30 protein-coding genes are annotated in these 25,028 nt (G+C 69.8%); 16 read left to right on the top strand and 14 right to left on the bottom strand.

Annotated features, from left to right (window positions below):
- Positions 1–10 precede the first annotated feature (10 nt).
- Together IPL89_09325 and kbl are read left to right on the top strand one after the other, a co-directional pair.
- Positions 11–1,141, top strand: coding sequence for a hypothetical protein (locus tag IPL89_09325; protein MBK9063380.1), 1,131 nt, complete (start codon positions 11–13; stop codon positions 1,139–1,141).
- Positions 1,142–1,192: 51 nt separating this feature from the next.
- On the top strand, positions 1,193–2,374 hold the full coding sequence (gene kbl / locus IPL89_09320) for a glycine C-acetyltransferase (GenBank protein ID MBK9063379.1): 1,182 nt from the start codon (positions 1,193–1,195) through the stop codon (positions 2,372–2,374).
- Positions 2,375–2,377: 3 nt separating this feature from the next.
- On the opposite strand, the gene IPL89_09315 is transcribed toward kbl, so the two are convergent.
- From IPL89_09315 to IPL89_09305, 3 genes are read right to left on the bottom strand one after another with little or no spacing between them, the layout of a single operon-like run.
- Positions 2,378–2,761, bottom strand: coding sequence for a TonB family protein (locus IPL89_09315; protein ID MBK9063378.1), 384 nt, complete (start codon positions 2,759–2,761; stop codon positions 2,378–2,380).
- 14 nt (positions 2,762–2,775) lie between these two features.
- On the bottom strand, positions 2,776–3,348 hold the full coding sequence (locus tag IPL89_09310; protein ID MBK9063377.1) for a hypothetical protein: 573 nt from the start codon (positions 3,346–3,348) through the stop codon (positions 2,776–2,778).
- Between the two features lie 15 nt (positions 3,349–3,363).
- Complete coding sequence (locus IPL89_09305; protein ID MBK9063376.1) at positions 3,364–3,954, bottom strand: hypothetical protein; 591 nt, start codon at positions 3,952–3,954, stop codon at positions 3,364–3,366.
- 35 nt (positions 3,955–3,989) lie between these two features.
- Between IPL89_09305 and IPL89_09300 the strand changes: the two genes are divergently transcribed.
- Together IPL89_09300 and IPL89_09295 are read left to right on the top strand one after the other, a co-directional pair.
- On the top strand, positions 3,990–4,901 hold the full coding sequence (locus IPL89_09300; protein ID MBK9063375.1) for an NAD(P)-dependent oxidoreductase: 912 nt from the start codon (positions 3,990–3,992) through the stop codon (positions 4,899–4,901).
- A 23-nt stretch (positions 4,902–4,924) separates the two neighbouring features.
- Positions 4,925–5,395, top strand: coding sequence for a hypothetical protein (locus tag IPL89_09295; protein ID MBK9063374.1), 471 nt, complete (start codon positions 4,925–4,927; stop codon positions 5,393–5,395).
- A 12-nt stretch (positions 5,396–5,407) separates the two neighbouring features.
- Here the strand turns inward: IPL89_09295 and IPL89_09290 are convergent, their stop codons facing one another.
- Entirely contained in the window at positions 5,408–5,647 is a 240-nt protein-coding gene (locus IPL89_09290) for a hypothetical protein (protein MBK9063373.1), read from the bottom strand.
- Positions 5,648–5,825: 178 nt separating this feature from the next.
- On the opposite strand from IPL89_09290, the gene IPL89_09285 reads away from it, so the two are divergent.
- A complete protein-coding gene (locus tag IPL89_09285) occupies positions 5,826–6,401 on the top strand; it encodes a heme-binding protein (GenBank protein MBK9063372.1) in 576 nt (191 codons plus the stop codon).
- A 6-nt stretch (positions 6,402–6,407) separates the two neighbouring features.
- Here the strand turns inward: IPL89_09285 and arsS are convergent, their stop codons facing one another.
- From arsS to IPL89_09265, 4 genes are all read right to left on the bottom strand, one after another.
- Complete coding sequence (gene arsS / locus IPL89_09280; GenBank protein ID MBK9063371.1) at positions 6,408–7,475, bottom strand: arsenosugar biosynthesis radical SAM protein ArsS; 1,068 nt, start codon at positions 7,473–7,475, stop codon at positions 6,408–6,410.
- Positions 7,472–7,804 (bottom strand): carboxymuconolactone decarboxylase family protein, encoded by a 333-nt coding sequence (locus IPL89_09275; protein ID MBK9063370.1) that lies wholly within the window; start codon positions 7,802–7,804, stop codon positions 7,472–7,474. The genes arsS and IPL89_09275 overlap by 4 nt, the downstream gene beginning before the upstream one ends.
- A gap of 89 nt (positions 7,805–7,893) precedes the next feature.
- Positions 7,894–8,811 (bottom strand): DinB family protein, encoded by a 918-nt coding sequence (locus IPL89_09270; protein MBK9063369.1) that lies wholly within the window; start codon positions 8,809–8,811, stop codon positions 7,894–7,896.
- 9 nt (positions 8,812–8,820) lie between these two features.
- A complete protein-coding gene (locus IPL89_09265) occupies positions 8,821–9,417 on the bottom strand; it encodes an ATP-binding protein (protein ID MBK9063368.1) in 597 nt (198 codons plus the stop codon).
- Between the two features lie 144 nt (positions 9,418–9,561).
- Between IPL89_09265 and IPL89_09260 the strand changes: the two genes are divergently transcribed.
- From IPL89_09260 to IPL89_09240, 5 genes are read left to right on the top strand one after another with little or no spacing between them, the layout of a single operon-like run.
- On the top strand, positions 9,562–10,095 hold the full coding sequence (locus tag IPL89_09260; GenBank protein ID MBK9063367.1) for a hypothetical protein: 534 nt from the start codon (positions 9,562–9,564) through the stop codon (positions 10,093–10,095).
- A 17-nt stretch (positions 10,096–10,112) separates the two neighbouring features.
- On the top strand, positions 10,113–10,595 hold the full coding sequence (locus IPL89_09255) for a hypothetical protein (protein MBK9063366.1): 483 nt from the start codon (positions 10,113–10,115) through the stop codon (positions 10,593–10,595).
- 12 nt (positions 10,596–10,607) lie between these two features.
- On the top strand, positions 10,608–11,144 hold the full coding sequence (locus tag IPL89_09250) for a hypothetical protein (GenBank protein MBK9063365.1): 537 nt from the start codon (positions 10,608–10,610) through the stop codon (positions 11,142–11,144).
- Entirely contained in the window at positions 11,141–11,683 is a 543-nt protein-coding gene (locus IPL89_09245; protein MBK9063364.1) for a hypothetical protein, read from the top strand. Before IPL89_09250 ends, IPL89_09245 begins: the two co-directional genes overlap by 4 nt.
- Positions 11,684–11,721: 38 nt before the next feature.
- Complete coding sequence (locus IPL89_09240) at positions 11,722–12,183, top strand: hypothetical protein (GenBank protein MBK9063363.1); 462 nt, start codon at positions 11,722–11,724, stop codon at positions 12,181–12,183.
- Here IPL89_09240 and IPL89_09235 read toward each other — a convergent pair.
- Genes IPL89_09235 through nadA form a run of 3 tightly spaced genes read right to left on the bottom strand, consistent with a single transcriptional unit; the run spans position 12,158 to position 16,652 of the window.
- Complete coding sequence (locus IPL89_09235; protein MBK9063362.1) at positions 12,158–13,366, bottom strand: CoA transferase; 1,209 nt, start codon at positions 13,364–13,366, stop codon at positions 12,158–12,160. The two genes, IPL89_09240 and IPL89_09235, sit on opposite strands and share 26 nt — an antisense overlap.
- Entirely contained in the window at positions 13,366–15,681 is a 2,316-nt protein-coding gene (locus IPL89_09230) for a SpoIIE family protein phosphatase (GenBank protein ID MBK9063361.1), read from the bottom strand. Before IPL89_09230 ends, IPL89_09235 begins: the two co-directional genes overlap by 1 nt.
- Complete coding sequence (gene nadA / locus IPL89_09225) at positions 15,678–16,652, bottom strand: quinolinate synthase NadA (GenBank protein MBK9063360.1); 975 nt, start codon at positions 16,650–16,652, stop codon at positions 15,678–15,680. The genes IPL89_09230 and nadA overlap by 4 nt, the downstream gene beginning before the upstream one ends.
- Positions 16,653–16,731: 79 nt before the next feature.
- Here nadA and IPL89_09220 point away from each other — a divergent pair, with 79 nt between their 5' ends.
- The 4 genes from IPL89_09220 to ada all read left to right on the top strand — a co-directional run bounded on the left by IPL89_09220 (position 16,732) and on the right by ada (position 20,388).
- Entirely contained in the window at positions 16,732–17,757 is a 1,026-nt protein-coding gene (locus tag IPL89_09220) for a hypothetical protein (protein MBK9063359.1), read from the top strand.
- Positions 17,754–18,539, top strand: coding sequence for an alpha/beta fold hydrolase (locus tag IPL89_09215; GenBank protein MBK9063358.1), 786 nt, complete (start codon positions 17,754–17,756; stop codon positions 18,537–18,539). Before IPL89_09220 ends, IPL89_09215 begins: the two co-directional genes overlap by 4 nt.
- A gap of 11 nt (positions 18,540–18,550) precedes the next feature.
- The gene (locus tag IPL89_09210) at positions 18,551–19,240 is read left to right on the top strand and encodes a ribonuclease H-like domain-containing protein (protein ID MBK9063357.1); all 690 of its coding nucleotides are present in this window, start codon (positions 18,551–18,553) and stop codon (positions 19,238–19,240) included.
- A gap of 86 nt (positions 19,241–19,326) precedes the next feature.
- Positions 19,327–20,388, top strand: coding sequence for a bifunctional DNA-binding transcriptional regulator/O6-methylguanine-DNA methyltransferase Ada (gene ada / locus IPL89_09205; GenBank protein ID MBK9063356.1), 1,062 nt, complete (start codon positions 19,327–19,329; stop codon positions 20,386–20,388).
- A 31-nt stretch (positions 20,389–20,419) separates the two neighbouring features.
- Here the strand turns inward: ada and IPL89_09200 are convergent, their stop codons facing one another.
- The 3 genes from IPL89_09200 to IPL89_09190 all read right to left on the bottom strand — a co-directional run bounded on the left by IPL89_09200 (position 20,420) and on the right by IPL89_09190 (position 23,308).
- Complete coding sequence (locus tag IPL89_09200; protein ID MBK9063355.1) at positions 20,420–20,824, bottom strand: hypothetical protein; 405 nt, start codon at positions 20,822–20,824, stop codon at positions 20,420–20,422.
- A 154-nt stretch (positions 20,825–20,978) separates the two neighbouring features.
- A complete protein-coding gene (locus IPL89_09195; protein ID MBK9063354.1) occupies positions 20,979–21,263 on the bottom strand; it encodes a DUF2752 domain-containing protein in 285 nt (94 codons plus the stop codon).
- Complete coding sequence (locus IPL89_09190) at positions 21,260–23,308, bottom strand: oligopeptide transporter, OPT family (GenBank protein ID MBK9063353.1); 2,049 nt, start codon at positions 23,306–23,308, stop codon at positions 21,260–21,262. Before IPL89_09190 ends, IPL89_09195 begins: the two co-directional genes overlap by 4 nt.
- Before the next feature lie 212 nt (positions 23,309–23,520).
- Between IPL89_09190 and IPL89_09185 the strand changes: the two genes are divergently transcribed.
- Complete coding sequence (locus IPL89_09185; protein MBK9063352.1) at positions 23,521–23,931, top strand: hypothetical protein; 411 nt, start codon at positions 23,521–23,523, stop codon at positions 23,929–23,931.
- Between the two features lie 24 nt (positions 23,932–23,955).
- On the top strand, positions 23,956–25,028 hold a 1,073-nt coding region (locus IPL89_09180), incomplete at its 3' end, for a N(4)-(beta-N-acetylglucosaminyl)-L-asparaginase (GenBank protein MBK9063351.1).

The raw sequence follows: 25,028 nt of genomic DNA, 5'->3' as shown, positions 1-25,028 counted from the left end.
AGGAGGAGCCATGACGTTCGTCTCCATCCCGCCTCAAATGGCCCGCCACGAAATCCGCCCCAATCCCACCGCCCCGGTCGTCGTGGCTCTCGTCCTCTCGGTTCTGGCCGTTTCCGCGATGCCCGCGTTCGCGCAGGGCTCGATGGGCACGGCGATGATGCCCATCGCCGCGCCCGTTTCGAGCGTCGATTCCGTGGTCCTGCGGGTGAGCGGGCCGATCCTCGACGTTCTGGGCGGCTCGCTTCAGCTCGACGTCACGAACGCGAAGATCACGGGCGGCGACGACCGCTTCGCGAGCCCCGTGCCCTGGGCCGGCATCCTGCCCGGCTCGCGCATCGTCGCCCAGGTGACCGTGCCCGACGCGATCCCCGCGGTGTTCCCGCCGCGCCTCCCCGCGACGAGCGTGGTCGTCTTCCTCACGAGCTCGGGGAGCCTCTCCGGAATCGTGCAGGGCATCGGCGAGGCGCAGGGCACGTTCACGCTCCTCTACACGAGCGTCAAGACGAACACGGCGACCGAGTGGTCCGGCACGAAGGCCGACGGCTCGCGCGTCAAGGACCTCTCGGACCTCTCGGCCGGCATGCAGGCGGTCGCCGTCGTCACGGCCGACGCGAGCGGCGTCACCGCGAAGAGCGTATTCGCGTACGCGCCCCCGACGACGCGGATCGAGGCGTTCCGCGGCAAGGTCGAGACCCAGGACGCAACCCTGTGGACGATCGACCGGAGGAGCGTGCAGGTGAACGCCGACACGAAGATCGTCGGCGATCCGAAGGTGGGCGACACGGTCGACGTCCTCGCGAAGGTCCAGGTCCTGCCGCCCGGCTCGGCGGCCCCGCCGCCGATTCCCGTCGCCATCTCGATCGTCAAGGTCGTCTCGACGCCGCCCCCGCCGACGGACCGCACGGTGGAGTTCGACGGCATCGTGGAGTCGATGCCTCCGAGCCTCGCCGGCCTCAAGAGCGTTCCTCTCGGCCACTGGACGATCTCGGGCAGGGACGTCCTCGTCTCGCAGGTCACGAAGGTCGACGCCGGAATCGCGAAGGGCACGCGCGTGCACGTCAAGGGCGTGACGCTTCCGATGGCCGTCTTCGCGCCCGCGGCGACGCCGCAGATCCTCGCGACCGAGATCACGAAGAAGTAATGGCGGGCGGGCCGCGCGGCCCGCCGATCTCTTTTCGGGTAGGCTCGTCGCATGACGAGCCTCATCGAATACTGCAACGCCGAGATCGAGTCTCTGAAGGCCGCGAAGACCTGGAAGAAGGAGCGCGTCCTCGAGGGACCGACCGGAGCCCGCGTGCGCGTGGACGGGCGCAGCGTGCTCATGCTCACGTCCAACAACTACCTCGGTTTCGCGAACCATCCCCGCGTCGTGGACGCCGCGCGCAACGCGCTGGGCCGATGGGGGAACGGCCTCGGCTCCGTTCGCTTCATCTGCGGGACGCAGCAGCTCCACAAGGACCTCGAGGCCGCGATCTCGAAGTTCTTCGGCACCGAGGACACGATCCTCTACATGTCCTGCTGGAACGCGAACGAGGGGCTTTTCGCGCCGCTCCTCGGCGAGGAGGACGCGCTCCTTTCCGACGCGCTGAACCACGCCTCGATCATCGACGGCATCCGCCTGTGCAAGGCGAAGCGCTTCCTCGTCCCGCACGGCGACCTCGCCGCCCTCGAGGCGTCGCTGAAGGAGGCGCAATCCCAGCGCCGCCGCCTCTTCATCACGGACGGCGTCTTCTCGATGGAGGGCGAGATCGGGTCGCTCGGCGCCTTCGCGGACCTCTGCGAGAAATACGACACGACGATGGTCGTCGACGACTCGCACGCGACCGGCGTCCTCGGGAAGACGGGGCGCGGATCGGCCGAGGAGCTCGGCGTCATGAGCCGCGTGAAGATCTTCACGTCCACCCTCGGCAAGGCCATGGGTTCGGCGGCCGGCGGCTTCACGACGGGGCCGGCGCCCGTCGTCGACCTCCTGCGCCAGCGCTCGCGGACGTCGCTTTTCTCGAACGCCCTCCCGCCGGCGGTCGCGGCCGGCTCGCTCGAGGCGTTCCGGATGCTCATGGAGGACCCCGCGCCCGCGCTGAAGGTCCAGATGAACGCGAAGACGTTCCGCGCGAAGATGAAGGCGGCGGGCTTCAAGATCCCCGAGGGCATCCACCCGATCGTCCCCGTCATCGTCGGCGACACGGCGAAGGCGCTCGCGATGAGCAACGCGCTCTTCGAAAAGGGCGTCTACGTCTCGGGGTTCGGCTTCCCCGTCGTCCCGCAGGGCCACGCGCGCCTCAGGTGCCAGATCTCGGCCGTCCACTCGGACGACGACCTGCAGGAGGCCGTGGACGCCTTCATCGCCGTCGGCAAGGAGTTCGGCGTCGTCTGAGATCTAGGGGACGACCGACACGTGGAAGTGGACCTGCACGGTCGGGTAGTTGAACCCGGCCGGCAGCGGGTCGAAGGGCGCGGCTGCCTTCACGGCCTTCAGCGCGGCCGCGTCCCAGCCCTTCTTGCCCGACGACATCGAGACCTCCGTCGTCGCGAGCGCGCCGTCCTTCGCGATCACGGCCTGGACGACCGTCTTCTTTCCGACCGCCGGGATCTCCGAGGCCGCCGGCGACTTCCACTTCGCGGCGACCTTCTCGTACGTCTTCTTCTGGTAGACGGGGTCCGTGAGCGTCGTCTGGAAGTAGCACTCCAGAGACGGGCGGCCCGCCGCGAACGCCGCCGCCGCGAGGAGAAGCACCGTCGCGGCCGCGAGGGCCGCCGCGATGAATTCGTGCCGTTTCACGCGCGGCCTCCGCGCGCGGGCTTCGGCCGCCGCACGAGGACGAGGCGGGCGGGCCGCCCGGCGCGCTCGCACGCGGCGCAGAGGCGCGCGCGGCCGAACGCCGTGCGGCGCGTCCACTCCTCCGCACAGCCGGGACAGCGGTACGCGTAGCGTGCGTTTCTTTCGCGGACGCGGCGCAGGCGCTCCGTCTCCGGCGCGGCCGTGCGCACGACGCCGAGCTCGCGCGCGATCGCCCAGAAGCGCGGCGAGTGGCCTTCCTCGGCGCCCCAGCGCGCCGCGCAGATCGCGTGCGCCGTCTCGTGAAGCAGCGTCTGGAGCCGGTCGTCCGCGCTCATGTGGCTCGAGACGCGGATTACGTGCGGGTCCCCGCGCGTCCCGTACTGGATGACGCCGCCCGTCGCCCGGCGGCCCGAGAGGACCACGCGCGCGGGCGGAAGGCCGTGCGCCTGCGCGAGCGCGTCGTAGCGCGCCTGCAGGTCACGCTCGCCGGCGCGGACCTCCTCGGGAGGCGGCGCGTCACATTCGAAGAGGTCGAGCTGGACGAGGGATCCGGAGCGGACTGCGTCCATCGGCGGGCCTCCACGTCACGCGCCCCACATCGCGTCGCGATGCGGGGCGAGGGGTTTGTGCAGCACGAGAGCGGCGGCCGCCGCGGCGACGACCGCGGCGAGAAGCTCCAGGAGAGGCACGGGCCGGCCGTGCGAGACGACGGGCGCGGCCGCCTTCACGGCCCAGACGGCGGCCAGCGCGGCGCCGCCCGGGAGCGTCGAGCCGGTTCCGAGCGCGAGCCACGCGAGCCCGAGGCCCAGCGCGAACGCGACGAGGTACGCGTGAACGAGCCCGAGAACCGGTGGCCCGTCGAAGTGCGCACCGAACGCGAGGCGCGCGGCCGCCATCGGGATCGCGCCGAGCGCCGCGACGGCCGGCGCCGCGAGGCCTGCCGGGACCTTCGCGCGCAGCCAGGCGTAGAAGGCGCCGCGCACCACGCGCTCGAAGGCGAACGCGCCGGCGACCGCGAGCGGCACGAGCCACGCGAGGCGCGAGGCGTCGACGTCGCCCGAGAAGGAGGCGTAGTGCAGGAGCCGCGCGACGGGAAGGTACGAGAGCGCGGCGACGGCGAAGGCGAGGGCCGCGCCGGCCGCGAGCGCGGGAGCGCGTCTCTCCGATGGCTCCACGCACGAATGGTAGCAGGATCTAGACTCGCGTCACCATGACGAACTCCCCGCTCCCGCGCGTCGCCTTCGTCGGCCTCGGAACGATGGGCCGCCCGATGGCGGCGAACCTCGCGCGCGCCGGCTTCCCCCTCTCTCTCGCCACGAAGACTCCGGGCAAGGCGGCGACGATCGCTGACGAGCTTGCCGGCGGCGGCCGCGACGTGCGCGCATCCTCGACGCCCTCCGACGCGGCGCGCGGGGCCTCCGTGATCGTCTCGTGCGTCCCGGACGCGCCCGAGGTCGAGGAGGTCCATCTCGGACCCGGCGGCACGGCGGAGACAGCGGCGCGGGGAGCCGTCGTGATCGACTGCTCGACGATCGACGCCGCGCGCGCCCGCGCGATCGCCGCCGCTCTCGCCGCGAAGGGAATCGCCTTCCTCGACGCGCCCGTCTCCGGCGGCCAGAAGGGCGCCGTAGAGGGAACGCTCACGTTCTTCGTCGGCGGCGAGGCGGCCGCCCTCGAGAGGGCGCGGCCCGTCTTCGAGGCGATGGGCAGGCGCATCACGCACCTCGGCCCGTCCGGCGCCGGACAGCTCGGCAAGGCGGCGAACCAGATCCTCGTGGCGAACAACCTCATGGCCGTATGCGAGGCGCTCGCGTTCGCCGCGAGGGCGGGCCTCCCGCTCGGAGCGCTGCACGAGGCGCTCGTCGGCGGCGCGGCGCGCTCGTGGGCTCTCGAAGTCCTCGGGCAGAAGATGATCGACCGCGACTTCAAGCCCGCGTTCGCGGTGAAGCACCAGCAGAAGGACCTCGCCATCGTGCTCGCGAACGCACGCGCCGCGGGCGTCCCGCTGCCGGGCGTCGCGCTCGTCCACCAGCTCCTCGCGTCGCTCGAGGCCGAGGGCCGCGGCGAGGACGGCACCCAGGCGCTCCTCACGGTCTACGAACGGCTCGCCGGCGGGCGATAGGATTCAAGAACCTGGAGGTTCCAATGAAACGCCTCGGCCTGACGTCCCTCGCGCTCCTCGCCGTCGCCGCATCCCTCTCGCTCGCGGCGGCGGAGCCGGCCGCGAAGGGGAAGTTCGAGAAGAGCTTCCCCTTCACGGGCGACAAGGACATCAAGATCGGGTTCAAGTACCAGGACGTCACGATCGAGTCCTTCCGGATCCGGAACTGGCCCGATTCCGACGACTTCCAGAAGGGCGAGAAGGACCACTCCGACACCCACACCGCCTGGGTCGACTTCACGTACTCGAACCGGGACGACGACCACGACTACAAGTGCGTGTACACCGTGACGGTCCCGGGAGGCGCCGACGGCGCTTACGGAAAGAACGATCGGACCGCAACCCTCGACAAGGGCAAGCGCGAGGACACGAACAAGCTGTCGCTCAGGATGAAGACCCACCAGTACAAGCTCGCGAAGACCATCAAGGTCACGCTCGAGGTCTGGCGGAAGTAGCGGGCCGCTGCTTCAGGCGCAGGCCCGGGCCGCGGGCACGGCGTCCTGCTCTTCGCGCCACTGCGCCCGCCGGCGGCGGTAGTCGTCGTCGGCCTGCCGGGCGAGAACGCGCCGGTAGTCCCGCTTGAGGCGCGCAATCTCCTCGGCGAGGAGCACGCGGTCCTCCCTGCCGGCGGACTGCAGCTCGCCCTCGCGGATCTCGATCTGCGCCCTCAGAACACGTGCCTCGTGAAGTTCCGCCGCGGATTCCATGATTCCCAAGATCCCCTTTCCTCGCGGCCCCGAAGGGCCTGCTGCCTAGAGAAGACGCAATTCGCGCCGAAAAGTTTCAACCCCAAACCGGAGGATGGCCTCCCGGCGTAGAGACGGCATGACGTTCTCGCGTCTCGCCCCGATCGGATTCGTTCTGCTCGGGGCGACAGGAGTCGCCTTGGCCACCGAAGAACCGAAGTATCGCATTGAAAAGGATTACGGATCGTTCGAGGTCCGCGTCTACGAGCCCACGGTCGTCGCGGAGACGGCCGTGACGGGCTCGTTCGGCGACGGGACGAACGAGGGTTTCCGCCGCCTCGCGGGCTACATCTTCGGCGGCAACGACGGCAACCGGAAGATCGCGATGACGGCGCCCGTCGGCGCCGAGCCGTCCCCGGGCCCGAAAGGGACGTCGATCGCCATGACCGCGCCCGTCGGATCGGAAAAGACGGCCGAAGGCTGGGTCGTCTCCTTCACGATGCCCTCGTCCTTCACGCTGAAGACGCTGCCCGTCCCCGACGACGCGCGCGTGAGGCTCCGCGAGGTTCCGGCACGGCGCGTCGCGGCGGTGCGCTTCTCGGGCACGTGGGGCGCGGAGAAGTTCGAGGCGCTCGCGGCGAAGCTCGCGTCCGACGCGAAGGGAGAGGGCCTCTCCCCCGCCGGCGCGCCGCCCGTCTTCGCCCGGTACAACCCGCCTTGGACGCCGTGGTTCCTGCGGCGGAACGAAGTCCTGATCCCGCTCGACGGCCGCTGACGCCCGTCAGGCCTGTTCGAGCGCCCCGCCGCACGAGCTGCCGGCTCCGGCCGTGCAGCCGAAACAGTGGCGGCGCGTCACGATCTCGCGCGCCGCGAGGGCGGAAACGTCGAGATCCCGGACGTGAAAGCCGCCGTTCGAGGAGCCGCGCGCGGGCAGGTCGAGCATCTGGTTGAAGTCGCAGTCGTAGACGCGGCCGTCCCATCCGATCGAGAGCGTGTTCTTGCACATGAGGCCGTCGATCGTCCCCGGGTTGAACGACGCGACGAGGAGCTCGAGGTAGCTCGCGAGGTTTCCGCTCGACTCGAGCCACTCGAGGTAGCGCGAGATCGGCATGTTGTTCAGGAAGATGAGCCGGTCGAACGCGATCCCGTGCTCGTGGGCGAGCCCCTCTTTCCACTCGCGCTCCGTGGCGTGCTGGTTCGCGGGGAGGAAAGCGCCGACGGGGTTCGACACGAGCGTCAGCCGGCGGCGCGGATCTCCCGCGCCGTAGCCCGCCTCGTTCAGGAGATGGAGCGCCTCGAGCGACTTCTCCCACGTGCCGTCGCCGCGCTGGGCGTCGGTGCCGCGCTTTCTCCAGTGCGGCAGCGAGCAGACCACCTCGACGCCCCGCTCGCCCATCCACGCCGGCAGGTCGCGCAGGCCGGGCACGAGGAGGATCGTCAGGTTGCAGCGGTCGATGACGTGCTTGCCGCGCGCGGCAGCCTCGTCGACGACGTACCGGAACTGCAGGCTCAGCTCCGGGGCTCCGCCCGTCAGGTCGACCGTGTGCGCGCCGGTCCGGTCGAGGGCGCGAAGGCACGCCTCGGCCGTCGCCCGGTCCATCATCTCGTCCGTCCGGTCCGGCCCGGCGTCGACGTGGCAGTGGCGGCACGTCATGTTGCAGAGCTTGCCGAGGTTGATCTGGAAGATCTCGACCGGGCCCGGACGCAGCGCGTCCCGCCCGCTCGCCGCGAGCGCGCGGGCGAAGTCGCCCCCGTGCGCCGAGGCGGACAGGTCCACGGCTTCGACCGCGGCGATCTGCTTTTCCGGGGCGGCCAGCGGAGCGCCCCGCGCGTGCAGCGACAGCGTCACATCGAGGCTTTCTTCGCGTGCTCGAGCATCTGCATCCCGTGTACGAGCGACGCGCCCCCGCGGATCGCCGCCGTGACGTGAACGGCCTCGGTCATCTGCTCGAGGTCCGCCCCGTTCTTCAGGCTCTCCTGCGTGTACGCGTCGATGCAGTACGGGCACTGGACCGCGTGAGCCACGGCGAGCGCGATGAGCGCCTTCTCCCGCGCCGAGAGCGCCCCGTCGGCGAAGACGGCGCCGTACCAGGCGAAGAACTTGTCCGCGAGGTCCTTGTTGCCCTCGGCGATCGAGGCGAAGTGCGCGAGATGCTCCTGCTTGTAATAAGCGTCCATGGGTCCCCCTCAAGCGGCCGGGATTCTGGCACGCGAAGGAGTGCCCTCCGGGAATCCGGAAGAGGCGCGTTTTATTCCCCGAGGTGTGGCTACCCTCGGAGAGCCTTGATCTTCCCGAGGTGGGAGTCGTCGTGGTCCGCGAGGCGCACGGCCAGCTGTTCGACCGTGATCTCGCCCGCCTCCGGGTGCAGCCCCGTCTTCTGCCAGCCCTCGTGCGGGAGCGCGCGCAGCAGCGCGATCGAGTCCTCCCTCAGGCGCTTGAACTCCTTGGCGACCTCGGCAGGGTCGGCCTCGGCGTACTTCAAAGCCTCCGCCGCGCGGTCGTTGTCCAGCATCCAGAACGACGGCTTGTCGCCGAACGCCATCTGCGAGAAGCGGGCCTGGTAGACGCGCTCGATGTCGCGGACGTGCGCGGCGTGCTCGATCATCGACCACTTCCCGCTTGCGGCCTTGCGGCGGAGGACGTCGTCCGGCGCGCCCTTGAGGGCCGCCGCCAGCGCGGCCGGCGAGGCGGCGAGCCGCTCGAGCACCGTGTAGCGCCGCTTGATCGCCTCGATCTGGCGGAGGTGCGCCTCGTCGTTCCCGACCGCGTGGCGCTGGATGATGTCTTCCATCGTGAGGCGGCCCGCGGTCGCGTGGACCCCGGCGCGCGCCCACTGGGCCTTGCCGGCCTTGCGCAGGAGCTGAAGCGTCTGGCGGCGGAGCGCCACCCACTCGCGCACGACTTCGGGCGCCTTCTGGCTGCGATACGCGCGGAGAATCGCGAACGCCTCGCCGTCGAGGTTCGGCAGCGCCGGCTCGTTTTCGGCGAGGATGCGCGTGTAGCGCTCGATGTAGGCCTCGCGCTCCATGTCGCGCATGTGGCAGAGGATCTCGAGGATGGACCACTTGCCGGGCGCGGGCGTCCAGAGGAGGACCTTCTTCGACAGCCCCTTGAGGGCGGCCTTGAGCGTCTGCGGCGTCGTGGCGAGGGTCTCGAAAAAGCGGCGGCGTTCGAAGTCTTCCATGGGGTCTCCTCAGCCGGCGCGGACGCCGTTCAGGGGTTTGTCGAGCTCCGGGAACAGAAGCTCCTGCGGCTTCAGCCGCGGAAGCAGTGTGTCGAGGACGTTCTGGGACCAGTCGGCGCGCCGCGCGGGATCGAGCACGACGTGGGGCACGCCCCACACGGCGAGAATCTGCTGGATCGAGCGGTCGATCTCGTGCTGGAAGGCGAGGTCCGTGTCGCGCACCCCGTCGAACCGGGGGTCGCCCACGATCGGCACCTTGAAGAGGGCGTCGTACGAGCGCGTCCAGCTCCGGACGAGGCCCTCGAGAACCGCCTCCTCGGGGGCGCCGGTGAACGCGCGCTTCATGTAGCAGTAGTTGTCGAGGACCGCACGGTCGCAGAACACGACGTCGGCCTTCGCCTCGGCCTGCAGCTCCCACGCGATCTGGGTGTGGAGGATCCAGGACTGCGCCTTGAGCGTCGTCTCCTGGTTGATCGGGAGCGGGCACTCGCGGGCGACCTCGCGGACGAGCTCGACGGTGAGGTCCCGCTTCTTCAACGCCGCGGCGAGGTCGTAGCAGAGCGTGGTTTTTCCGACCCCGTGGGTGCCGATGAACGCGACCTTCATGCGGGGGCGAGACTACCGCACCCGGTAAGGACGTGATCCTCCTCACTCCGGCGCGTGCAGACCATCGTCTGGCGCGCCCGGTCCAAGCGTCTCCCTCGATTCCCGGTGCGATTCGGACTAATTTGCCGTGAACAAGGAGGCCCCATGAAGACCCGCCACCCGCTCCTCGCGTCGATCGTCACCGCCGTGCTTCTCCTCGCGGTCAGTCCCATGCCGGCGCCCATCTACATGAACATCCCGAACGGGGCGACTTTGGCGCTCAGGACGAAGGTCGAGTTCAAGCAGGCGGTGCTATGCGACGGCAGCGTCCGTCTCGAGCCCGGCCTGTACGACGTCAGCTTCAAGTCCCTCGGCGACGGCTCCGTTCGCGCGACGATCAGCGGCAACGGGAAGACCGGTCATGCGACCGGGAAGGTCCAGGGACACGAGGTCGTCGTCCAGGGCGGACTTCAGCCCGGGGCGGCCGAGTCGGTGCAGAAGATCCAGCCAGCCGGTCAGCAGCCGGCCGCGCCGTCCTTCGCGACCATGGGCTTCACGCCGCAGAGTCCGGCTCAGTTCCAGCAGCAGGGGAACAAATTGAACGTGATCGTGAAAGGCCAGGGATCGAACCAGATCCTGATCGGCCTTCTGCTTCCCGCGGTCCAGAAGGTCCGCGAGGCGGCGAACAAGCCCCACTGATCCCGAGAACTGAACACATGAAGATCCGCCGCCCGATCCTCGCGTCTCTCCTCGCGGCCGTGCTCCTTCTGACCACGAGCCCCCTGCCCGCGCAGAGCTACTCGCTGTCGACGAGCCCGTCCCTGCCTTCGATGGCCGCGTTCCAGATCAACGTCAAACTCGCGTCTCCGGCCAAGTGCGGCACGACCGGCATCCTCCTCCCCGCCGGCATTTACGTCCTCAAGATCGAGTCCCTGAGCCCCGGAAACGTGCGCGGGACGTTCAGCGGCAACGGGAAGACCTGCCAGGCGCCCGGAACCCTCACGGCCGCGACGAGTTCCCTGAGTCCGACTTCGCTGAGCACGACGTCGCTCGGCACCTCCAGCACACAGACCTTCGCGACTCTGGGCTTCACGCCGCAGAGCGCGGTCGTCTACCAGAAGGTCGGCACCAGGCTGAACGTGATCGTGAAGGGCCTGGGCTCGAACCAGATCCTCATCGGCCTCACGCTGCCGAGCTGACAGGAGAGCGCCATGAAGATCCGACCGTCCGTCATCGCCGCCGCGTTCGCCGCCGTGATCGCGGCGCCCGCACCCGCCATCCAGAACGCAGACGACGTTTCCGCGGGCGAGCGCTTCCGCCGGCCGAACGTCTCAATCGACACCGAGACCCGCCTCCCCGACGGCGGGATGCTCCTGAAGGGCTCCCCGGCCGAGGTCGAGATCGAGTCCCTCGGAGCGGGCAAGGTCAAGGCGACGTTCTTCCAGGGCGGCCTTCGCAAGGGCGAGGCGAGCGGGCTCATCATCGTCAACAGCCGCCCCGCCCGCCGCGCGGGCCAGGGCCCGGACGGGAAGGGCGCGCTGAAGCTCGCCGACCTCGGCCTCGACGCGAACGCGCCGTACGCTTTCACGAAGAGCGCGGGCAAGGTCGACTTCGTGATCGGCAACCCGGGCGCGAACCGGATCCTCATCGGCCTCCTGCTGCCGGCAGTGCAGGTGAACCCCGCCGCCGCGCCCGTGCAGCCCCGCAAGGCCGACCCTCCGGGAGAAATGAAGGGAGAAGTGAAGTGAGAAAAGCCCTGCTCGCCGTCCTCCTCTCCTCGACCGTAGCCTCCGCGATGCCGACCGCCGTCGAGACGGGTCCCGTCGTCGCGGCGGGTCAGACGTTTCAGAAGGGCGTCGTCCTCGAGAGCGCCGTGCTCTGCGACGGCAGCGTCCGCCTGGAAAAGGGCGCCTACGACGTGAAGTTCGAGTCGCTCGGCAACAACAAGGTCCGCGCGACGTTTTTCCAGGGCGGTGCGAAGAAGGGCGAGGCGAACGGGATCATCGCCGTCCGCGGCAGCAACCAGGCCTTGGGCGGTGGCAAGGGTCCGGGCCCCGGCCCGGGCCCCGGCGGCAGGAACGCCACCTCCTTCAACGACCTCGGCCTTCACCCGACTTCGGCGCAGGCTTTCCAGAAGCAGGGCGACAAGCTCAATCTCGTCGTCAGCGGGCAGGGCACGAACCAGATCCTGATCGGCCTCCTGCTGCCCGCGGTCCAGAAGGGCATCATCGGCCCGATCGACATGCCGGGCGCGCAGGGAGCGCAGAAGGTTCAGCCCGCCAAGTGAACGCCGCAGGGGACCGCTTCTCTCGAGAGGAGAACCTCATGAAAGCCCGCACGAAGTTCCTCATAGCCGTCATCGGCCTCGCGGCCCTCTTCACGGCTCGTCCGGGCGCTACGTTCTCGCTGGTCGAAAAGAGCGGGTTCGATGCGCGCTTGACGGTCTCCCAGGCCGGCTTCTGCGACGGATCGGTGAGGACCCGCATCGAGCCGGGCGCGTATGACGTACACGTCTCGACGTTTGCCGACGGCTCGGTCCGCGCGACCCTGTCGCAGGGCGGCGTCCGGAAGGGCGAGACGCGAGCCATCGCCTCGCCGGGGAGCAACGAGGTCTTGATCGGCCTGCTCCTGCCTGCGGTCCGGCTTCCCGCGGTCCAGGCCTCCGCGGCAAAGGCTCCGGCGATCCAACTCCCCGGCGTTCAGAACAAGACGCCGACTGCCGCGCCAAAGCCTGGGTTGCAGGGTCCGGGCACGCAGGGGACTATGGGAACGCAGTCGAGTCGGTGAAGATGTTCGTCCGCACGCTCACGAGCTGACGCGGCGCGACGAGGCCGACCTCGGCGAAGAGCCTCTCCGTGTCCTCGCCGAGACGCGGCGGGGCCGCTGCGGCGGATCGGAGAATCCTTCGAGGAAGAAGGGCGGACGGACGGTGGGCACCTTCCGCCCGTCGCGCTCCGTGACGAGGACGCTCCCGAGCGCGCGCGCCTGCGGCGTGAAGAGCCTCGAGGACGCCGAGCACGGGCCCGGCGGGAAGAGCGGCCTCGCGGGCGCGTGCGAGCCACGTGGCCTGGGACTCCCGCGCGAAGACTTTTTCGAGGATCGGAACGAGCTCCGCGCGGTTCGAGACGCGTCCCGCATTCGTGGCGAATCGCGGATTCGCAACCAGGTCCGGCCGCCCGATGACCCTTTCGCAGAGGACCTCGAACTGCCGGTCCGTCCCGACCGCGAGCAGGAAGCCCCCGTCCGACGCCTCGAACGCACGGTAGGGCTCGATCGTGGCGTGCGAGTTTCCGTGGCGCGTCGCCTCGCGCCCCGTCACGAGCGCCGAGCCGGCCACGTTGACGAGCGCCGCAAGGCCCGTCGAGACGAGATTCGTCTTCACGTGCGCGCCGATCCCGTCGCGTTCGCGGGCGTGGAGCGCCGCGAGGATCTCCGCGAGCGCGGCCCACCCCGCGAGGACGTCCACGAGCGCGACGCCGATCTTGTGAGGGGCGCCTTCCGCGGGCCCCGTGATCGACATGAGGCCCGTGGCGCCCTGCGCGAGGAGATCGAATCCGGGGTCGCCGGCCTGCGGGCCCTCGTCACCGGCCCCCGAGATCGAGCACGCGACGAGGCGCGGGTTGAGAGCGCGCAGCGACGCGACGCCGAGTCCGCGTTTCTCGAGCGCGCCCGGGAGGAAGTTCTCGACGAGGACGTCGGCCTTCGCCGCCCAGCGCCGGACGAACTCCTGTCCCTCCGGCGTGCCGAGGTCGACGGCCGCCGACTCCTTGCGCCGGTTCACCGAGAGGTAGTACGCCGCCTCGCCGTCGAGAGCCGGCGGCTTCCAGCTGCGCGAGACGTCGCCGCCGTGCGGTTCCTCGACCTTGATCACGCGCGCGCCGAGATCCGCGAGGAGCATCGTCGCGAGCGGCCCCGCGAGGACGCGGGAGAGATCGAGGACGACGACGCCGTCGAGGGGCGGCCTGCGCATCAGAAGAGCGGACGCTTGATGACCAGGATCGTCGTGTCGTCCGCGGGCGTGCCCTCGCCCACGTGCCGCCGCCAGTCCGCGAACAGAGCCTCGACGATCGCCTCCGCGGGGCGGCGCCAGAGGCTGACCGCGGTCAGCACGTCGCGCGGCCGGTCGTAACCGTAAGGCACGTCGACGAGGTCCGGCCCCTCGTAGAGCCCGTCCGATGCGAGGATGAGGACGCCGCCCTTCGGGAGGTCGACCGGGATGTCGTCGTACGTGCGCTTCGGACCCTGACCGAGCGGCAGCCCCGAGCCCGTGATCTCGCGGCACCCGCCCTCTTCGAGCAGCAGCGGGTACGGGTGCCCCGCGTTCGCGAGGAGGCCCTTCCCCGTCCGCGGGTCGAGGCTCAGGAGCGCGACGGACGTGAAGAGACGCCCGCTGCGCCCCATGCGGAGCACGCGGTCGATCTCGACGAGGATCTCCGACGGCTTGCGCCCGGCCTTCACGAGGCTCGAGAGGGCGGCCATGACCATCGCCTGCTGGATGCCGCACGAGTACCCGTGCCCGGAGACGTCGCCCGCCGCGATCCAGAGCGTGCCCGCATCGTCGACGACGAAGTCGAAGAGATCCCCGCCCGCCTCCGTCGCGAGGACGGTCTTGACGGCGAGGTCGAGCCCCTCGACCGCGGGGGGCTTCTCGGGCAGCAGCGAGAGCTGCATCCGCGAGAGAAGGTCCATCTCGTACTTCACGCGCCGCTCGGACTCGAGCCGCCGCACGTACTCGGGCGCGTCGAGACGGCCCTCGTCCTCGGAGTCGGGCCGCATCCAGCCGATGACTCCGGCCGCGGCGATCGCAGCGAGAGGGAGCACGGTGGCGAGAGCCGCGAGCGCGTTCCCGTCGAGGGCGCGGCACGCGACGAGCGCGTCCCTCAGGAGCGCCGACGAGACGGCGGCGACGAGGAGGGCCGCGAGGCCGTGCGCATCGAACACGCTGCGGAAGACGAGCGCGTAGAGGAGGCAAAGCGCAAGGCCCGCGCCCCACGGCGCGAGCGGCATCGCGGACGAGAGATACAGCGCGAACAGGATCGCTCCGGCCGTCCCCGCCCACCGGCGCGGCAAAACGAACCGCAGGAGCGCGACGAACAGGACGAAGAGCGCCGCGTCGAACGTGCCCTCGTAGAACGGCCCCTTCTGGGTCTGGAAGAGCGGGTACGCGAACGACGGGCCCGTCGGCCACGCGCCGTGCGGTGCCGCGAGGGCGGCCGCCGCGAACGCGAGGAGCGTGATCCCGATCGTCGCCGCGCCCGCTCCGAGCCCCGACAGGATCGCGACGCCCCCGCGCGGCCCGAGCCGCCGGGCGACGAAGGAATCGAGGCTCGTCGTGAACCCGGGCACCGTGTCGCGGAGCAGCGACTCGGCGACGGCCCAGAGCGCGAGGAGGTAGAGCAGCGAGAAGATCCGGATCCCGATCGCGAACGCGACGAAGCCCCCCGCCGAGAGATCCTCGCCCGAGACGCCGCCGAGCACCTCGTAGAGGAGCGCCAGCGTCGCGAGGAAGATCGCGATCCGGAACCCGAGGCGGCGCCGGTAGAGGAGGAGGCCGAACGCGACCCCCACGGCGAGGAAGACGACGAGAGACGGGATGAACTTGTACAGGCGCCGCGCGAGCCCCTGGGCGTTGAAGTGCCTCGGCGCCTCCGGATCGCGCAGCCGGCGCGAGACGGACAGCTTGATCCCGCCGGACTCCAGCGTCTGCACGTTCTCGGCCGGGGCGCCGGGCGCGGACTCGAGCGGCTGGATGCGGACCATGACGTTCGTCGCAGGAAAGGCCAGCTCCTCACCGGCCCTTCTCCGGCCGCCGCGCACGAGGTCCTCGAGCTTCGCGGCGAACGCGCGCCGCGCGGCGCGCGTCTTCTCGTCGGGCCCCTCGAAGATGGAGCCCTCGGGCGACCAGTCCACCGACTGAACCGAGCCGTCGGGCGAGAGGGCGATCTCGACGGGGCCCGCGCCGCCCCCCGGAACCGACACGGCGCCCTTCACCGTCCACGCGAAGGCCCCGCCCGTGGTCTCGAGGTACGTCCGCGCGTCCGCGCCCAGCCTGCGGTAGGCCCGCTCGAACTCCGACGCGAGGTTCGGGCGCGCCTCGAAGACGAGAGCCGGTTTCGCGAGCGTCGCCCCCGCATCACGCATCGCGGCGCGCGCGGACTCCACCGCATTCGAGGGGCGCGGTGGCACGACCCGCCACTCGGGCAGGACGGCGAACGCCGCGGCGAGGCCGGCCCCCAGGAGGGCGAAGCCTCCGAAGAGCGAGACGCGCGGGAGGCGGGCGCTCAAGACCGCGCGCCGGCCGGCGCGAGCGTCTGCCCCGCCGTCATCTCGAGCATGCGGTCGATCGCCTTCTTCGCCGGGAGGCGGACGGCCTCGGGCACCTCGATCTGCGGCGCGAGGTCGCGCAGGCACCGGGCGAGCTTCTCGAGCGTGTTGCGCTTCATGTGCGGGCAGGTGTTGCAGGAGCAGTCCGCAACCGGCGGCGCCGGGATGAGCGTCTTGCCGGGCGCCGCGAGGCGCATCTGGTGGAGGATCCCCTCCTCGGTCGCGACGATGAACGCCTGCTTCGGAGACCCGACGACGCGCTTGAGGAGGCCGGACGTCGACGCGACGAACGCGGCGTGCGCGAGGATGCGCGGCTCGCATTCGGGGTGCGCGATGACCTCGGCCTCCGGGTGGCGCGCCACGAGGTCGAGGAGCTTCTGCTCCGAGAACGTCTCGTGGACGACGCACGTCCCCGGCCAGACGACGAACTTCCGGCCGAGCTTCTTCTCGAGCCAGGCCGCGAGGTTGCGGTCCGGCGCGAAGACGACGGGGTCGGGGATCTGCCTGAGGATGACCTCGGCGGACGAAGACGTCACGATGACGTCCGACAGGGCCTTCACGCCGGCCGAACAGTTGATGTAGCTGACGACCGTGTGGCCCGGGAATTTCTTCAGCCACTCGGCGAAGAGCGGCGCCGGGCAGCCGTCCGCGAGCGAGCAGCCCGCCTCGAGGTCCGGCACGACGACCGTCTTCTCCGGCGTCAGGATCTTCGACGTCTCGGCCATGAAGTGGACGCCCGCGAAGGCGATGACGGACTCCGTCGCCTCCTTGCCGCGGCGGGCGAGCTCGAGCGAGTCGCCCACGAAGTCGGCGAGGTCCTGGATCTCGGACTCCTGGTAGTAATGCGCGAGGACGATCGCGTTCCGCTCCTTCTTCAGGCGCCGGATCTCCGCCTCGAGGGAACGAGAATCGATCGCACTCATGCGGCTCATCTTAACGCCCGGCAAAACCCCCGGAATTCCCTTTGCTACACTCGCCGCGCCGAAGGCCGGAAGGGCCAGCGGGGTATAGATGAGCGCACGCGCCGAAGCCATTTCATCGCCTTCCGCGTCTCCGTGGATCTCGAATCCGCGCTGGGACCTGATCGTCCTCTCCTTCTCCGCCGTCCTCGTGGCGGTGCCGCCGCTCGTCCACTCCCTCGGAAAGACGACGGCAGGCGGGGTGGACATCCTCATCACGCTTCTCGTCGGCGGCCCCCACATGTACGCGACCTTCCTGAAGACGGTGTTCGAGCCGAACTTCCGGAAGCTCCATCCCGCGCTCACGTTCGCACCCGTCGTGATCATCCCCGTGATCGTGATCTTCGGGGCCGTCTTCGCCTTCCAGTGGCTCCTCACGTTCTTCTTCACCTGGGCCTCGATGCACGTGTGCGACCAGGCTTCGTACATCGCGTACCTCTACCGCGAGAAGGGCGGCGCCGCCAGGCCCTGGCAGCGCGGCCTCGACGTCTCCGTAATCCTCTTTTCCCTCTACAGCTACGCGATGTACCGGCACGTGAACGGGACGTTCAAGATCGGGGACACGTCGCTCTGGTTCCCGGAGTTCCTCAAGCACGCCTGGTTCGCCGATTCGTTCGCGGTCGTCACGGCCGGGCTCATCGCCACATGGGTCGTCTACACGCTGAACCAGATCCGGCGTAAGGAAGTCGGCGGACCGTACGTGTTCTTCATGGCGCTCACGGTCGGCGTCGCGCTCGTCATCCCGCGGATGCCCGAGCTCTCGGTTTCCTTCCAGGGCTTCAACGCGTGGCACTCCTTCCAGTACCTCGGCCTCACGTATCTCATCCTCCAGCAGGACAACACGATCGCGAAGGAGAGCCTCGCGAAGAGGCTCGCCAAGCCCGGGAAGTTCTTCCGCTACTACGGCTGGAACATCCTGCTGACGACCGGCGCGACGTTCATCATCGTCCTCCTCACGATCGTCCTGAAGCTGCCGGCCGAGCCGAGCTACTACGCGGTCGTCCTGTCGTTCCTCCTCGTGCACTACGCGCACGACCACGTGCTCTTCGCCTTCGGGAGCGGCTTCCGCCCGAAGTGACGGCACACCGGTTCCGCCTGCGCCGCGCGGCCGCCGCCCTGGCGGCCGTCGCGTTTCTCACGGCCTCTCCGGCCGCCGCCGCGAAGAAGAAGCGGAAGGCACCGGAGCCCACGGCCGTGCCGCGCCCGCCCGACCCGGCCCGGGTGACCATCAGCACTCCGGACGGCGTCGCGCTCGCGGCGTCGTGGCGGCCCGTCGACGGAAACGCCCAGGCGCCGGCGGTCCTGCTCATCCACGACTTCTCGCGCGAGCGGCGCGAGCTCGAGCCTCTCGCGGAAAAACTCGGCGCGGCCGGCTACGCGACGCTCGCGATCGACCTGCGCGCCCACGGCGAGTCGACGAAGAAGAGCGGACAGCCGATCCCGATTTCTCCGCGGCTCCTCAAGGATCCGAACGGCTTCCCGCGCGACGTCGAGGCGGCCGCGGCGTGGATGAAGGCGCGCGCGCCGAAGACGGCCGCGCTCGGCTTCTCGGTGGGCGGGTACCTCGCGCTCCTCGCGGCCGCGCGCGGGCAGGTGGACGCCGCGATCGTGATCTCCGTGAACGAGCCGCGCGTCGCGGGCCTCGCGGGGCAGAGTCCGCCCGTCGCGCGTTCGCTCCTGCTCCTCGCGTGCGAGGCCGACCCCGGCCGCGCCGACTCGGCGAAGAAGCTCGAGGCGGCCGCGCAGGCCCCGAAACGCCTGCTGCTCCTTCCGGGGGCCGCGCACAACCTCGCGGTCCTGCGCGAGCACCCCGAGGCCGAGAAGGCCGTTTTCGACTGGCTTTCCGAGCGCCTCAAGTAAGCTTCCGCCCCGTGAAGACGGTCGTCTTCGACATCGAGACGGTGTCGTTCCCGTGGCTCGAGCTGGACCCCCTCCAGAGGGAGAAGCTGACGCGCCGGGCCGAAGACCACGAGGATTTTCTTAGAATGAAAGAGGGCGGGGCCCTCTCTCCCTATACGGGCAAGGTCATCGTGATTGCGATGATGAATCCCGAGAGTGGGCAGGGAAAGGTCTGGTACGAGGCGGCGGATCGGCGCGAAGAGAAGTCAGAAGACGGATTCTTTGAATATGTCGGATGCGGTGAGCGGGAGATGCTCGTCGAGTTCTGGACGGCCCTCTCGAAGTTCGAGGTCTTCGTCTCCTTCAACGGCCGCGCCTTCGACGGACCCTTCCTTTCCGTGAGGAGCGCGGCCCACGCTCTTTCACCTTCAAAGAATCTTTCCGGCTATCGGTATTCCGTCGAATCGCATATCGACCTCCTCGAAGTGCTGACGTTTTACGGAACCGTCTCCCGTGACCAGTGGCCCTCCCTTCACTCCGCCTGCCTCGCGTTCGGCATCCCCTCGCCGAAGAGCGAGGAGATGCACGGCTACGCCGTGGGTGACGCGTATCGCGAGGGGCGGCTCGCCGAGGTAGCCGAGTACTGCCGGCGCGACGTGGAAGCGACGGCGGCCCTCTTCAAGCGCCTCGAGACGACGCTGCTGCCGCTGTTCAAGCGCTGACCGTTTCCTGGAGCGGATTCGGCAGCAAGATCCGGGGAGAGGAAGGGCCTTCCCCGCCGCACATTGGCGGCATGATGATCACCGCGATGCCCGCGCCGTCCTCCCCCGACCCCCGCGCCGCCTGGAAGGCCGTGGTTTCCCGCGACGCCTCCGAGGACGGCCGCTTCGTCTTCGCCGTCGCGACGACCGGCGTCTACTGCCGGCCGTCCTGCGCGGCCCGCCGCCCGAACCGCGAAAACGTGCGCTTCTTCGCCGGGCCCGGCGAGGCCGAGGCCGCCGGCTTCCGCGCCTGCCTGCGCTGCAGGCCCGCAACGACCGAGCCGCCCGAAGCCGTGCGCGCCGTCCGGCGGGCCGTCGCGTTCCTCGAGGCGCACGCCGACGAGAGCGTCCCGCTCGCGACGCTCGCGCGCGTGGCGGGCCTCTCGCCCTTCCACTTCCAGAGGACGTTCAAGAAGCTCCTCGGCGTCACGCCGAAGCGCTACGCCGACGCGCAGCGCGCCGACCGGCTCAAGGCGCTCCTGAAGGACGGGGCGCCCGTCGCCTCCGCGAGCTTCGAGGCCGGGTACGGCTCGTCCAGCCGCGCGTACGCGAACGCCCCACGCCACCTCGGGACGACTCCCGCGCGCTACGCGCGCGGCGGCAAGGGCCTGCACGTCCGATTCGCAACCGTCCCGACCCCGCTCGGGCGGCTCCTCGTCGCGGCGACGGAACGCGGCGTTTGCGCCGTGACGCTCGGCGACTCGGAGCGCGCGCTCGAGGCGGGCCTCCGAAGCGAGTACCCCGAGGCCCTGATCGAGAAGGCGCCCGCCGCGCTCGCGGCGTGGACGGAGCGCATCGCGCGGTCGCTGGCGGAGGCCGTCGACCTCTCGTCGATCCCGCTCGACCTGCGCGCGACGACGTTCCAGCGGCGCGTGTGGGAAGCGCTGCGCGCAGTCCCGCGCGGCGAGACGCGCTCGTACTCCCAGCTCGCGGCCGCGATCGGCCGGCCCTCGGCCGCGCGCGCCGTCGCCTCGGCCTGCGCACACAACCCGGCGGCCCTCGTCGTCCCGTGCCACCGTATCGTGAGGAACGACGGCGCCCTCGGCGGCTACCGATGGGGGGTCGCACGCAAGCGCGAGCTCCTGAAACGCGAGAGCGGGCGGCCCTGAGGCCGCCCGCCGTCCGCGTCGCAGGCTTCGCTCAGCGCCAGAAGCCGTCGACCCAGTAGCCCCCGACGTCGTAGTGGCTCGGGATCCAGACCGCGCCGAAGAAGGGCGGCACGACCCAGCCGAGGTCCGCGATGTAGACGTAGCCGGGGCCGGGATACGCCGAGTAGAAGCGGAAGCCCGAGAAGATCCGGAACGGCGCGGCGTAGCCGTGGCCGTAGCCGTAGCGGGCCACCGGGCGGACGGGCGCGACGTACGCGCGGCGGTGGCCCTCGTAGCGGCCGCTCCCGCCGCGCCCGCGCTCGCGGTACTCCTGCCTCGGCGTCTCGCGGCGGTTCTGATTCCTGCCGTGGTCGTCCGCAGCCGCCTTCGGAGCGGTCACCGTCAGGGCCGCGAGGGCCGCGGCGGCGAGCGTCAGGTTGCGCATCTTGGTGTTCATGATCGGCCTCTCTTTCTGCCCTGGGCTGTCTTGCCCCGGACGAAAAGAGAGTTGCAAGGCCGTGCCAGCCCGGGGGGCGTGACTTTCATCACGCCTCGCACGGTTTCGTGCAGCGAAGAGGGGACAGTGCACGTTTCTGTGACGCCTGCGCAGGTCAGACCGGGGGTTTCGAAGATCTTCTTAGAAAGGTGAAGAGGGAGATCGCAGCCGCAAGCGGCAGCGCGATCAGGAGCGACTTGTTGAGCGCCCATGCCTCGCTGATGTTTCCGTGCAGGAGCTGGTGCGCGGCGCGCAGCGAGCCGCAGCCGGGACACTGCGTTCCGAGGATGGTCTTGAAGAGGCACGGCGGGTAGAAGCCCGTCGTCGCAGGGTCGAAAAGGAAAAGGACCGCCGCGGCGAGCGCGGCGGTCCCCAGGCTCAGTATCTTTCGACGGCTCACATCATTGCGGTCGGAGGAGCCGGCTCGTCGGCCGCTCCGGCCTTCCCGAGCGGCACCCAGACGAGGTACGCCGCGAGGATGAGCATGATCGGGATCGCGAGCCATCCGCCCACCGCGTCGAACATCCCGCCGATCTGCGGGAACTTGTTGTCGGACCGGAACGCGACGACGCCCGCCACGAGCAGCCCGACGAGCGCCTCGCCCGCGATGAGGCCGGACGCCGCGAGGACGCCCGCGTTCTCGACGCGCGCCTTCTGCGCCTCGTTGTAGCCGCGCTTGTCGGCGGACTTCGTCACGGCGCCCTTGATGAGGCCGCCGATGAAGATCGCGAACGTCGTCTCGAGCGGCAGGTACATGCCGACCGAGAAGAGCATCGGGCTCTTGACGCGGATGAGGATGAGCGAGAGGCCCATCGCGATCCCGACGAGGACGAGCGGCCACGCCATCTCGCCGCCCACGATGCCCTGCGAGAGCGCCGCCATGAGGCCCGCCTGCGGGGCCGGGAGGTTCGGCCCGCCGAAGCCGCCGACGCCGGGGTTCGAGGCGAGGTCGGACGTGTGGAGGAGGTAGAGCGGGAAGAACATCACGAGGCCCGCGACGAGGACGCCGAGGATGTCGCCGAGCTGCATCTTCCACGGCGTGCCGCCGAGGATGTGCCCGACCTTGAGGTCCTGCAGCATCTCGCCCGCGACCGCCGACGACACGCAGACGACCGCCGCGACGCCGAGGACGGCCGCGACGCCCTGCGCGCCCTTGACGCCGATGATGACCATGGTGAGCGCGGCGACGATCGTCGTCGCGAGCGTGAGGCCCGAGATCGGGTTGTTCGACGAGCCGATCATCCCAACGAGATTTCCGGACACGGCCGCGAAGAAGAAGCCCGTCACGAGCATGACGAGCGCCGCGAGGAACGCGCCGCCCATGACGCCCGTGAAGTAGTAGTAGAGGCCGACCATGAGGACGAAGACGGCCGCGATGCCGAGGCCGACGACCTTCAGGCTGAGGTCCTTCTCGATGCGCGAGGTGGCCGCGGCGGCCGCCGCCGACTTCTTGACGTCCTGAACGCCGCGCTTGATGCCGGCGACGAGGTTCTTCCGCATCCGGAAGAGCGTGAAGCACGCGCCGACTAGCATGCCGCCGACCGCGATCGGCCGGACGATGTAGCGGTAGAGGTGGCCCGCGAGGCCCGCCCAGTTCTGGGTGCCGTCGGCGGCCGTGTAGGCGCCGATGTGGTTCGGACCGAGGAAGAAGACGAGGAGCGGCACGAAGAGGCCCCACGCGAGGAGGCCGCCCGCGAAGTTCAGGGCGCCCAGCTCGGGTCCGATGATGTAGCCGACGCCGAAGTACGCGGGCGTGGCGGCAGGGGCGGACATCGTCGTGACGCCGCCGGTCTCGATCTTGCGCGCGTCACCCTTGAGGCCGAGACGCACGAAGCTCTCGCCAACCTTGCCCACCGCGATCTGGAAATCGTTCGAGGCCCTGAAGAGCCCGAAGTCGCCGAGGAACTTGATGACCGCCCCGACGCCCATCGCCTTGAAGAGCTGCTGCGCCGCCTCGGCGCCGCGCTGGCCGGCCTTGTGGATCTCGGCCGCGGCGACGGACTCGGGGAACGGCAGCGACTTGTCCTCGACCATGACGCGCCGGAGCACCGTCACGAAGAGGATGCCGAGGAAGCCGCCGAGGATCATGAGGGCCGTCGCCGTGAGGTACTCGGCGGCGTTCCAGCCCTGGAACTTCCACATCCCGAGGATCACGAACGCCGGGATCGTGAAGATCGCGCCGGCCGCGACCGATTCGCCGATCGACCCGACGGTTCGGGCGAAGTTTTCCTCGAGGAGCGAGCCCTTGAAGATCCGGAGAACCGCCATCCCGATGACGGCCGCCGGGTACGTCGCGGCGATCGTCATGCCGGCCTTCAGGCCGAGGTAGGCGTTGGCGGCGCCCAGGATGACGCTCATGAGGAGGCCCAGGACGAGGGCTCGCCCCGTGAACTCCCGCATCTGGGAGTCGGCGGGGACGAACGGCTTGAAATCCTTGTCGCTCATGCGGAAAAAATCCTCCTTGCACCGCGGGTCGCGGGTGAGGCCGGCCGGTGCATTCGGCGATATTCGGTCATGGAAACGCGCGGAGTCTGACACTCCAGCGCCCGGATTGTCGAACGGGAAACGCCTGTCGCGGCTATACTTCAGGGTGACGCAGTCCCACGTAGACGGCCGGGCCACCCGGGACCGGGGTCTGCCTCCTCCGAGGAGGGACCATGAATCGCACCGTGCTCGTCCTGACAGACGACCTCTTCTGGAGAACGAAGATCGAACACGCGCTGAAATCCAGCCAGACGCCGGGCGTCTTCCTCGATACGCCCGCCGAGATCGAAAAAAAGGCCGATCCGGCCCGCGTCGGGCTCGTCCTGATCGACCTCGCCCTCAAGAGCGACCCGATCGCCGCGATCACGGCCCTCAAGAAGGCCCCGAAGACGAAGGGGATCATGGTGGTCGGCTACTGCGAGCACAAACAGCTCGAGCTGATCGAGCGCGCCAAGAAGTCCGGCTGCGACCAGGTGCTCATGCGCTCGACGTTCTCCCAGAACCTCGGCGACATCATCCTCAAGTACGCGCTGCCCGGCAGCGTCCGCCAGGAGTCCGAGGAAGTCGAGCTGCCGGAGGAGTAAGGCCGGCGGCGTATCCTGCGCCGCATGGCTAATACCCGCAGGCGATTCTTGAAGGCCGCGGCCGCTGTAGCCGCCGCGAGCGCCTTCCCCTCTTCACCCTTCGAAGAAATTCTCTCTGCGCAGTCTCCCGGCGCCGCGCCCTCAACCGACGGCTACGTCCTCGTGACGTCCGCCAACGGCGTCGAGGCCGCGAAGGCCGCGCGGCAGGCGCTCATCCAGGGCTACGACCCGCTCGACGCCGCGATCGTCGGCGTGAACGTGAACGAGCTCGACCCGAACGACATGAGCGTCGGGTACGGCGGAATCCCGAACGAGGAGGGCGTCGTCCAGCTGGACGCGGCCGTCATGGACGGGCGCACGCTGCGCGCGGGCGCCGTCGGCGCGCTGGAAGGCTGCAAGACGCCGTCGAAGGTCGCGAAGCTCGTCATGGAGAGAACCGACCGCGTCTTCCTCGTGGGCGCGGGCGCGCGGAAGTTCGCGACGGCGCACGGCTTCCCCGTCGAGGACCTCCTCACGGAGAAGACGCGGAAGATCTGGCTCTACTGGAGAGAGCGCCTGTCGGACAGCGACGACTGGATTGAGGCCGGCAAGGAAGCCGAGGATCCGGACATCAAGCAGTTCATCAAGAAGTACGGCAGCGAGTTCTTCCGGCCGCAGGGGACGATTCACATGTCCGTCCGCGACGCCAAGGGCGATCTCGTGGGCGTCACGACGACGTCCGGCCTCTTCTTCAAGATCCCCGGCCGCCTCGGCGACTCGCCGGTGATCGGCGCGGGCATCTACTCCGAGAACGGCGTGGGGAGCTGCGGATCCACGGGGCGCGGCGAGGCGAACCTCCTGACGTGCGGCTCGCACACGGTCGTCGAGTTCATGCGGCAGGGCAAGAGCCCGGAGGAGGCCTGCCTCCTCGCCCTCAAGCGCATCGACGAGAAGACGCACAAAGTCCCCCGCCACCGCGACGAAAAGGGCCGTCCGAAGTTCAACGTCAACTTCTACGCGGTCGACGCGAAGGGAAGAACCGCCGGCGCCGCGATCTGGAGCGGCAGCAAGTACGTCGTCGGCGACAACGACGGCGTGAAGACGCTGGAGTCCGCGTA

Source organism: Acidobacteriota bacterium (assembly GCA_016716715.1).
Taxonomy (GTDB): domain Bacteria; phylum Acidobacteriota; class Thermoanaerobaculia; order UBA5066; family UBA5066; genus Fen-183.
The sequence above is the reverse complement of the archived record's forward strand: the minus strand, read 5'-3'. Positions and strand labels throughout refer to the sequence as shown.